The organism is Bacillus cereus group sp. BfR-BA-01355, assembly GCF_022663675.1.
Classification (GTDB): Bacteria; Bacillota; Bacilli; order Bacillales; family Bacillaceae_G; genus Bacillus_A; species Bacillus_A thuringiensis_S.
Window position 1 is genome coordinate 1 of record NZ_JAKUFY010000224.1, and the last position, 3,138, is coordinate 3,138.

Sequence of the window (3,138 nt, forward strand, 5' to 3'; positions counted from 1 at the left end):
CTTCTTTTGAAACAAACGAATCAAGTTCTCCGTTTCGCCATGCTCGAACTTGATCGTAAGACCATTTTTGCACCTGTATTTTTTCTTTTATTGCTTTTAATTCTTCTATATTTTCCTTAGAGTATCTACGATGCCCTCCCTGACTTTGCTCCGTTTGTATGTTAAATTCATTTGACCATACCTTTAGCAAATCGGGTGTGATCCCTAAAAAATCCGCAACAATTTCCGGTGTATGCATTTCCGATTTTAACACCGATATGTAATGCTTCTCGATAATAACATCAAAATCTTTTTTTCTATATACAAGATTTTATGCAAAAAAAGAATAGCGGGGATACCTAGAATCCCCGCTATATCAACGATGTATAAAATCATGTATAAGGTATATATAGACAGAAAGACAAGAAACCTTATAAACACAAGGATTCTATCAAAATAGTTGCTACCGATAATGAAAATTATGTAAATAAGCTGTCCATATGGGCAGCTTATTGTATGTTTTTGCTTAGCGAGGGTTTTTTCCGAAATGCTGGCGGGCCCCCATCGCTATCAACCTAATAAAACTAAACTTCCTTAAAATGAAAAAATACGCTATTCTTTCTGTAGTATCTTAGGAAAAGATAACGCTTTTTTCGCTTTATAGATATTTCAAAACCTTAGTGTAGCTTTAAAATAAAGTTTGATTATTTCTGGTTATATAACCATAGTATAGCAATGGACAAGTCTTATAAGATTTGTCCATTATTACTATATTTCCAGTAAATTAATTCTGCATCTCTGTGATCCATTTGGAACCCTAATTTTATCAAAACATTTTTAGAATTAATATTATCAAGATCAAATCTGGCTGTGATATAATTGACCTCATCATGATTTGAGGCCCAGTTTAATAATTTTTGGGCAGCTTCAAAACAATAACCTTTGCGTCGTTGACTTTCATTAATAGCAAAGCCAATCTCAATCATACAGTCTAAATCAGGACTACCAAAAACTTCAATGCTGCCAACTATTTCTTTGGTATCTTTCGCTACAATAATCCAGGAGTCAAATCCTTTAGTTCCATTATTTTTAATCAGAAGTTCCCGAAAGTAGGGTAAAGCTTCAAAAAAAATCTGCACCTGGCCACTCACCGTTGGTTTGTTATCCCATTGCTTCAATTGCCTATTTATCACGCTGTGCTGCAGCCTCAATTAGATTAAGATCAAGGTTTTTTAAACATCAGTCTATTAGTTTCAAGCTTCATATTAAGTCACCTTTCTTTTGGTACTAGTTTCATAAAAAAATCTTATAAAGAGGAGATAAAGTGGCAACTGTTTCTCATATAGATGTCAATGTTGCAATAAATTATAAATTGAATAATCTACTTCACTTGAAATATTCTCCAACCCATTTTCATACAACTCCATAGCTATTAAGTTTTCCACAGAAGGCGGAAGTTTTTTCTTGGGCGCATAGATACCGAATTTAGTTGATGTAATAAATCCAAAGCGTTAATAATATTGATAATCTCCCTCAACAATAATTCCCCTATATCCCTTTTTTGTTGCAAATTTAATACCTTCCTGCAACATATACTTACCAATACCCTGACGTTGTTTATTAATTGCCACCGAAACAGGTGATATTTTCTTTGTACAGTTTCATTTACATATAGTTTTTTTCATCAGGACTCACTTCAATTCCATTAGTAGTTCCCATATTCGTTTCTAATAAATGAGTGCTCCCATTTTTATCAATACGCCATAATTGTCCTGTTGATTTGCTCCAGTTGGGATCACTAGCAAATAAAACACCTTCATCAGTTATCACTAAATCGTTAGGCTGATTCATAGCAGGATTAAAAGCAAACACCCTTATTGCTTTTGTTTCAATATTAACTGCGAATATATTATGGTTACAATAATCAGCAATATACAATGTTCCGTAACGATCAATACGTGTCCCACTACCTATACTATTTTTAAGTCACTCAATAAAGACTTTACTATCTCCATTTGGACTTACTTTGCCAATCGTACCTTTTCTTTTAAAATTAACAGCATAAATATTCCCTTCTTTATCACATGAAGGACCTTCTATTCCTGCAGTAAATCCATGTGGCTTAGTTAGCATTTTTCTATTTAATGATTCAAAACCCATGATTTTGAGCCTCCTTTCAAGTCACTTTTTCCAGGTTTTGCAGATATACATTTTTTCAGGAAAAGTCTGTATTTTATTTCTATTATCAGATTATGACCTGTTCAAGTAAAACTAGAACAAAATTTAGATTACACGATTGATCTTGAGTACTGATAAAGATTCATCCCATTTAAAGCAGAATATGTACGAACGGAATGATAATATAAATAAATTCAGCGATTAATTGATTATCTAGATGGCCATGTCGTCCTATTCCTAAATCTAAAGTGGATTCTATTTATCTCCTTTTACTATGAGTGTTGTTCCTATATTAATTTTCGATTCAAAATTATCGTTGAATTGCCCACCGCATCCTTCATCTAGTGAAGCAAATCCCCTTAGGATTACATCAAAGTTGATTTGTTGCATTTCATTTGATTCATCTGCAACTAATTGAAAAAAGTTCATACAACACTTTAAATTAACACACGCTCCTTCACATTCCACAGAAAAATTATCATAAATTAAAGTGATTGCTTTTTCATCAGGGCTTATAAGCCCCGAGAAAGTACCTGCTGGACATCCATTTGGACATCCATTTTTCTCAATTAATTCAAATTCTGTAAACTTAGCTGCTCCATTTACCACAATATCTAATGAATCTATAACAATTAACCCCGAAGAATCAGAGACACAACTTACTTGAAGTATAGTATTTATGTCTATTTCAAATTGTTCACCTGGACAAATAAATTCAGGAGTGGAAAAAATATTTTTAACATTTGAGTTTTCACCTAGGATAAGCGTCTCACATTTGTAAACCTTTTGATAACAGGTACTAGATTTACTAAACTTTCTATGTTGTTTATCCATCACTTAAATACCTCCTTGAACTTCCCCGATTTTCACTTCATCTAGAAGTCGGCAACTCCTCCACAAATAGTAATAATTCATCTTAAATCGAAAAATTTATAAGAATACGTTATTCTTTCTAATCTAGCTTGTTTAGAAAGAATAACG

General features: G+C 32.7%; 4 protein-coding genes and 1 pseudogene. All 5 read right to left on the reverse strand.

Going from position 1 to position 3,138, the window contains the following annotated elements:
• Positions 1-238 (reverse strand): MerR family transcriptional regulator (locus MR167_RS31040; protein WP_242316204.1); only part of this gene is annotated, 238 nt, incomplete at its 3' end.
• Between the two features lie 487 nt (positions 239-725).
• A pseudogene (locus MR167_RS31045) lies at positions 726-1,243 on the reverse strand (GNAT family N-acetyltransferase).
• 401 nt (positions 1,244-1,644) lie between these two features.
• Positions 1,645-1,917 carry an SMP-30/gluconolactonase/LRE family protein gene (locus MR167_RS31050; protein WP_002083499.1) on the reverse strand — a complete coding sequence of 91 codons (273 nt, stop codon included), beginning with the start codon at positions 1,915-1,917 and terminating at the stop codon, positions 1,645-1,647.
• A gap of 48 nt (positions 1,918-1,965) precedes the next feature.
• Positions 1,966-2,139, reverse strand: coding sequence for a hypothetical protein (locus MR167_RS31055; protein WP_002083500.1), 174 nt, complete (start codon positions 2,137-2,139; stop codon positions 1,966-1,968).
• A 273-nt stretch (positions 2,140-2,412) separates the two neighbouring features.
• A complete protein-coding gene (locus MR167_RS31060) occupies positions 2,413-2,991 on the reverse strand; it encodes a DUF4360 domain-containing protein (protein WP_242316205.1) in 579 nt (192 codons plus the stop codon).
• Positions 2,992-3,138 lie beyond the last annotated feature (147 nt).

Bases quoted from the DNA above. Each gene is read 5' to 3' on its own strand.
- MR167_RS31055 (WP_002083500.1), bottom strand. From the start codon at position 2,139: ATGGGTTTTGAATCATTAAATAGAAAAATGCTAACTAAGCCACATGGA.
- MR167_RS31060 (WP_242316205.1), bottom strand. From the start codon at position 2,991: ATGGATAAACAACATAGAAAGTTTAGTAAATCTAGTACCTGTTATCAA.